Source organism: Paraburkholderia oxyphila NBRC 105797, assembly GCF_000685075.1.
In the GTDB taxonomy this organism is placed as follows: domain Bacteria; phylum Pseudomonadota; class Gammaproteobacteria; order Burkholderiales; family Burkholderiaceae; genus Paraburkholderia; species Paraburkholderia oxyphila.
The window spans coordinates 21413-27879 of record NZ_BAYD01000125.1 but is presented as its reverse complement, the minus strand read 5'-3'; the positions used below and the strand labels follow the sequence as shown (position 1 = coordinate 27879).

General features: G+C 62.9%; 6 protein-coding genes. All 6 read right to left on the bottom strand.

Features of this window, described 5'->3' with window-relative positions; genetic code table 11:
- A partial coding sequence (locus BO1_RS41950; RefSeq protein WP_028222672.1) for a DUF3138 family protein occupies window positions 1-1046 on the bottom strand: 1046 nt, incomplete at its 3' end.
- Between the two features lie 222 nt (window positions 1047-1268).
- Window positions 1269-2663: an aminotransferase gene (locus BO1_RS41945; protein ID WP_028222671.1), complete on the bottom strand. Its 1395-nt coding sequence runs from the start codon at window positions 2661-2663 to the stop codon at window positions 1269-1271.
- A 32-nt stretch (window positions 2664-2695) separates the two neighbouring features.
- The gene (locus BO1_RS55065; protein ID WP_043288763.1) at window positions 2696-3577 is read right to left on the bottom strand and encodes an ABC transporter permease subunit; all 882 of its coding nucleotides are present in this window, start codon (window positions 3575-3577) and stop codon (window positions 2696-2698) included.
- A complete protein-coding gene (locus BO1_RS41935; protein WP_028222670.1) occupies window positions 3574-4488 on the bottom strand; it encodes an ABC transporter permease subunit in 915 nt (304 codons plus the stop codon). Before BO1_RS41935 ends, BO1_RS55065 begins: the two co-directional genes overlap by 4 nt.
- The gene (locus BO1_RS41930; RefSeq protein WP_028222669.1) at window positions 4485-5597 is read right to left on the bottom strand and encodes an ABC transporter ATP-binding protein; all 1113 of its coding nucleotides are present in this window, start codon (window positions 5595-5597) and stop codon (window positions 4485-4487) included. The genes BO1_RS41935 and BO1_RS41930 overlap by 4 nt, the downstream gene beginning before the upstream one ends.
- A 228-nt stretch (window positions 5598-5825) precedes the next feature.
- The gene (gene betI, locus BO1_RS41925) at window positions 5826-6437 is read right to left on the bottom strand and encodes a transcriptional regulator BetI (RefSeq protein WP_167338441.1); all 612 of its coding nucleotides are present in this window, start codon (window positions 6435-6437) and stop codon (window positions 5826-5828) included.
- Window positions 6438-6467: the final 30 nt, after the last annotated feature.

Below are 6467 nucleotides of genomic sequence, written 5' to 3'. Positions count from 1 at the left end.
GCCTGGCCGCCCGGACCGTAGACGATCTGGCCCGTGGTCGGGTCGGTCGCGCTCGACAGCGTCTGGCGGCCCACGTTGAACGAGCCGCCGATATCGAGTGCGCTCGACCACGTATAGTCGGCGCGCGCCGTGAAGGTCGGGATCTTGTTGCTCGTCGTGATGGGGTCGCCCAGCGCGTTCGTGCCCGTTTGCGTAACAGAGCCGTAGGTGCGGTACTGCTCGTTGCCCACCATGAACTTGAACGCCCACTGGCTGTTGTCGGGCGAGTAGTTCCAGCCCACGCCCACGTAGCTGCCCGGATCCGAGAAGTCGTAGAGCAGGTTGTGCGTGAGCGTCAGCATCTGGTTCGACTGCTGCACCTCGTAGCCGCCAAAGCTCGTCATGAGACCCGCGACGAACGTGCCGGTAGCCGTCACCGGCACGGTGACGACGGCGGTATTCAGGATGTCGTCGGCCATCGAGCCGTGCTCGTTCGTGAGCAGCGTAATTCCATTGCCGCGGTTGGGCATGAGCGTGATTTCGGCCGAAGGCGCCATCGGGCCCACTCCGAAGGTCTTCTTGATGTCGAGATACACATCGCCGAACGTGCTATTAAAGTAGTTGTACGAACTTTCGTGATTCGCAAACAGGAACGACGAAGTGTTTGCCGCCCGGTTATAGATGTAGCTCGGGTCGATATAGCCCGTGATCGAGAGACCCGCGATCGGGCCGGTGTTGGCGGCATCGACGAGCGTGTCCACCTTCAGCCGCTGGCTGGCCAGTTGCTGCTTGATCTTCGCGACCTCGTCGTTCGTGAGCGTGGCCGGCGCAGCGCCATCGTCGGGCGACAGCGCGGGCGTCGCCGCCTGCGCGGCCACTTCCGGCTTCGCGCCGCTCGCGGACGCGCTGCGCGTTTGCGCCGCCATGGCGTCCTGCATTTTGGCCATCGCCTTCTGCAACGCAGCCACCTGCGCCTGCAGCGCCTTGATCTGCGCGTCCGTGGCATCGGCCATCGCCAACCCCGGTAGACAGGCCGCCACCGCCATGCAAATAAGTCGTTTCTTCATCCTCGTTCTCCTCGTTAGTCATGTCGCCAACCGCCAGCACGTAGCCGCCCGCTCCGGCAGCGCGGCGAATACCGGTTATATATTCATTCAATAAAGGCGATGGATTGCACTACGTGGTCGTCACGAAAAGCCGGTGTGGAAACAAACGTCCGCCACTGGCAGGCGAAGCTGCGCCCCGCCTGCTATCGCCAGGAGGGGCGCATCAATGCCGCGGATGCGGCCTCAAGCTATCGTGATACCGAGTTCCTGCTCGATGTCGTGCATGGTCCGCACGATGCCTTCGCGCAAGGCGTCCATCATCCGGTCGACTTCCTGCTTCGTTATCACGAGCGGGGGCGAGAACACGCATTGATTGACGATAGGACGCACCATGAGCCCCAGTTCGTGACAATGCCGGTCGATGCGCGCGCCGAGGTCGCTGTCGAACGCCAGCGAATCTTCCGCGATGCTCTTCACGCTGCACTCGACACAGCCGACGAGCCCCATGCCCCGCACGTCGAGAACAATCGGGATGTCGCGCAGTTCCTGTAGCCGCGACTGGAAGTACGGCCCGAGTTCGCGTACGTGCTCGAGAATGCCTTCGCGCTCGATGATCTCGATGCTCTTCAGTGCGGCGACGCTGCACACCGGATGCCCCGAGTAAGTAAAGCCATGCCCGAAGGTCGCGCCGCGCGCCCGGCTGCCGGACACTTCGGCAAAGACGCGATCCGAGATCAGGCAGGCACCCAGCGGCAGATAGCCGGACGTGAGCCCCTTCGCGCAGGTGATGAGGTCCGGCTCGATGCCGAACACCTCTTTCGACGCAAACCAGTGGCCGAGACGCCCGAAGCCGGTGACGACCTCGTCTGAGATGTAGAGCACGTCGTACTTGCGGCAAATCTCCCAGCAGCGGCGCAAGTATCCGTTCGGCGGCACGATCACGCCGCCCGACGACTGGATGGGCTCCGCGATGAACGCGCCGACATGCTCCGCGCCCAACTCCAGTATCTTCTGTTCGAGATCGCGGACCTTTTCGTCGGCGAATGCTTCGATGCTCATCCCCGCCGGGCGGCGTGACGGATTCACCGACGGCAGGAAGTGGACCGTGGGCGAGCCGATGTCGAACCAGTTGCGGTCGCGATCCTTGCCGGTCACGAGCGAGCAGAGGTAGGTGCTGCCGTGATACGCAGAGGCGCGCGAAATGATGTGCTTCTTGTTCGGCCGCCCCTTCACGTTGTTATAGAAGTGGACGAAACGCAGCGCGGTGTCGACCGCGGTGGAACCGCCCGTCGTCAGAAACACATGATTGAGGTCGCCCGGCGCCAGCTCCGCGAGCCTGGCCGCGAGCCTGGCGGATGGTTCGCTCGTGAGCGAGAACGGGTTCATGTAGGGCACCTGCATGATCTGTTGCGCGATCGCGTCGGCCATCTCCTGCCGGCCATAGCCGATCTGCATGCACCACATCCCACCGGGGCCGTCGATCAGGCGGTTGCCCTTTTCGTCGTACACGTGGATGCCCTCGGCACGCTGCACCACCGTCCGGTTTGCCGCGCCCACGTCCGCCATCGACTCCCAGGGGTGCAGCCATGACTCGTTGTCCTGCTTGCGGATCTGCTCCAGATTCTTCAAGGCTTTCATCTTTCCTCCATTGATTTCAACAGCGTGCCCGGTCATGCCGCCTGCGCCACACGCACGGGCGTCTGCTCTTCCTGTGCCGGCGCGGCCAGTGCGCGGCTGACTTCGGCGTCGCGTTTGCGCGCGCGCCTGAGCATGAAAGTGTTGTTGAGCACCACCACGACACTCACGAACATGATGACGATCGTGCCCATTGCGTTGATCTCTGGGTTCAGGCCGAGCCTCACACGCGAGAGCACGACGAGCGGTAGCAAGGTCGAGCCGGGGCCGGACAGAAACGCGGACATGATGATGTCGTCCATGGAGATCGTGAACGACAGCAGCCAGCCCGAGAGCAGGGCCTGGGCGATCAACGGCAGTGTCACGTCGAAAAACACGCGCCATGGCGGCGCCCCGAGATCCCGCGCCGCCTCCGTGAGCGAGCGGTCCATCTTCGCGAGCCGGGACTGCACGGTGATCGAGACGTAGGACAGGCACAGCATCACGTGGCCGATCCAGATCGTCACCATCCCGCGTCCGCCCGACCAGCCGAACAACTGTTGCAGGCCGATGAACAGCAGCAGCAGCGAGATGCCCTGGATAACCTCGGGCAACACGAGCGGTGCGTTCGTCATCGCGGCAAACAGCGTGAATCCGCGAAGCCGGCCGAAATCGGAGAGCACGAAGCCGGCCCACGTGCCGATCACGACCGAGGCGCAGGCAGTGGCCACCGCGATCTTCAGGCTCGCGGCGGCGGCGCTCAGCAGCTCCGCGTCTTGCGTCAGCGCGTAGTACCAGCGCAGCGAGAAACCGGTCCATACGGTGACGAGCTTCGACGCATTGAACGAATAGAACACGACGCTCACGATCGGCACGTAGAGAAAAAGGAAGACCAGCGCGAGGAATGCTCCCGGCAGGATCCGTCGCATGATGTTCATGAGGTTTTGCCCTCCCCCGCCTGAACACGCTGGAACCACGCCATCGGCACGAGCAGCAGCACGACCATTGCGCAGGCCGCGGCCGCCGCGACGGGCCAGTCCGTGTTATTGAAAAAGTCATCCCACATGACGCGGCCGATCATCAGCGAATCGGCACCACCCAGCAGTTCGGGGATCACGTACTCGCCCACCGCCGGGATGAACACCAGCAGGCAGCCGGCAATGATGCCGCCCGCGGAGAGCGGCAATGTCACGGTCACGAATACCTTCCAGGGCCGGGCGCCAAGATCGCGTGCAGCCTCGATCAAACGCATGTCCATCTTCACCAGGTGCGCATAGAGCGGCAGGATCAGATACGGCAGGTACGAGTACACCATGCCGATATAGAGCCCCCAGTCGCTGTGATAGAGCCTCAGCGGCCGATCGACCAGGTGCGCCCAGAGCAGGAAATCATTGAGCAGTCCTTTTTCCTTCAGGATGCCGATCCATGCATAGATGCGAATCAGGTACGAAGTCCAGAACGGCAGCATGATGCCCACCATCAGGACGTTGCGCCGGGCCGGATTCGAGCGCGCGATCAGCCAGGCGGTCGGATAGCCGATGAGCAGACACAGCAGCGTCGAAATAAAGGCCACCTGCACCGACTGGAGATAGGCGTCGATATACAGGCCGTTGGTCAGCACGTCGCGATAGTGCGCGAAGTTCAGCCGGATCTGCAGCACGCCATCGACCCACTGTGCAAGCGGCGAATACGGCGGCATCGCCATGCGCAGATCCGCGAAGCTGATCTTCAGGACCGCGAAGAACGGCACCATGAAAAACAGCAATAAAAACGCGAACGGAATCGCGATGACCACGCTGCGCCCCGAAGGCATGAAGCGCCGTGGCAGGCTAAGGGCGCGGGTCGTCATGATTCCAGCACCACCACGCTGTCCGCGTCCCACGACAGATAGACGGGCTCACCGTACCCAGGCGGGTGCGCGAACTGCCTGAGCGTCATGCGGGACACGTTGACCATGAGCAGCCTGCCGCTGCGCAGGCGCACATAGAACAGCGTGTAGCTGCCCATGTACGCGCATTCCTCCACCGTCCCCTCGGCGACGTTGTAGCCGACGTTTGGCGGCGTGAATTCGAGGTTCACGCGCTCGGGGCGGATCGACACGTGGCAGGTCATCGCGCGCCTTCCGTTCAACGGCGCGCGCAGGCGGATCTGCGCGTCCAGGTCGGCGCATTCGATCCGGTCCTCCCCTTGCGCGAGGAGCACGCCGTCGAACAGATTCGTCGAGCCAATGAAGTCAGCGGAGAACTTGCAGTTCGGCGACTCGTAGACGTCTTCCGGCGCGCCGATCTGCATGATGCGGCCGCGATTCATCACCGCGATGCGATCGGCCATCGTCATGGCCTCCTCCTGATCGTGCGTCACCATCACGCAAGTCACGCCCACCTTCTGCAAAATGTTGCCGAGTTCGAACTGGGTCCGCTGACGAATCTTCTTGTCCAGCGCCGACATCGGCTCGTCGAGCAGGAGCAGCTTCGGACGCTTGATCAGGCTGCGCGCCAGCGCGACACGCTGCTGCTGCCCACCGGAAAGCTGGTGCGGCTTGCGCGACCCGTAGGCGGACATCTGCACCAGTTCGAGCGCCTCGCTCACGCGCTCGCGAATCTCGGCTCGCGGCACCCGCTCCTGCTTCAGGCCATACGCAACGTTCGCCTCCACGCTCATATGGGGAAACAGCGCATAGGACTGAAACATCATGTTGGTCGGCCGGCGATGCGCGGGCACCGTCGCCAGATCGACACCCTCCACCAGGATGCGCCCCGACGTCGGCGTCTCGAGGCCGGCCATCATCCTCAGCAGCGTGGACTTCCCGCAACCCGAGCTGCCCAGCAGGGCGAACAGCTCGCCCTTGCCGATCGACAGGCTCACATGGTCGACGGCCGTTGTGGCGCCGAACTGCTTCACGATGCCGACGATCTCCACAAAGCCCGAGTCCGGCTTGCGCGCGGCGGTGTACCCCATTGGCGTTGCGTCCTCGAGAGCGTGACGCTGCCCAGGCGCCCCAAGATCAGACCATGCCGCTCTTTCCAGTGCGTTATTCATAACCTCATCTCTTCAGGAATATTGAACATCGTGCCGTCTCCAGTCGATGCCGCGAGAAAGCTCGCATCATGCTTATGTTGAACAAACGTTCATCCAATAGCGCGCGCTGAAAAAAGGCGGCATACCGACACCCGCCGCCCGCCCCTGTTACGCCAGCATCATCGAGAGGAAGTCGAGACAGGCTTCCTCGGCCTCCTTCGGGCTGAATCCTTTCGGATCGAGCCCCCACTCCAGCCACAATCCGTCGATCACGCCGATCAGCAAAATCGTCGCGCGCCGCGCGTTGATTTCCCGCCCACGTTGCTTGCCGGCCTCCTCGAACAGCTTCTGGTACAACTCCCGGTCGTAGTTGTAGGTCTCGCGGTGCAAGCGCCTGAGCGCCGGCGACTTGCCGATCACGCTCCAGTAACCCACCCAGATGCCCAGATAGTCCGGCTTGAACAGCGTAGGGCCGAAGCTGACCCGGATCAGCGCACGCAAGCGCTCCTCGGGATCGCTATAGGTGCTCATGACCATTTGCTGCGTCTGGAAAGCCCACTCGTCGCACAACTCCTTATACGACTGGCGCAGCAACTCGTCCTTGCTCTTGAAGTGATGGTTGATCATCCCTCTCGAGACCTGGGCCTCCGCGCAAATGCTGTCCACCGTCGTGCCGGAATAGCCGTACTTCGCGATGGAGCGCATGGTCGCCTGGATCAGCGACTTGCGCCGGACTTCCGGGTCCTCGCGACTGCGCACGCGTCCTGTCGGTTTTGCCACTGTCCCGGGCCTCTTGCGGACATTTGCCGT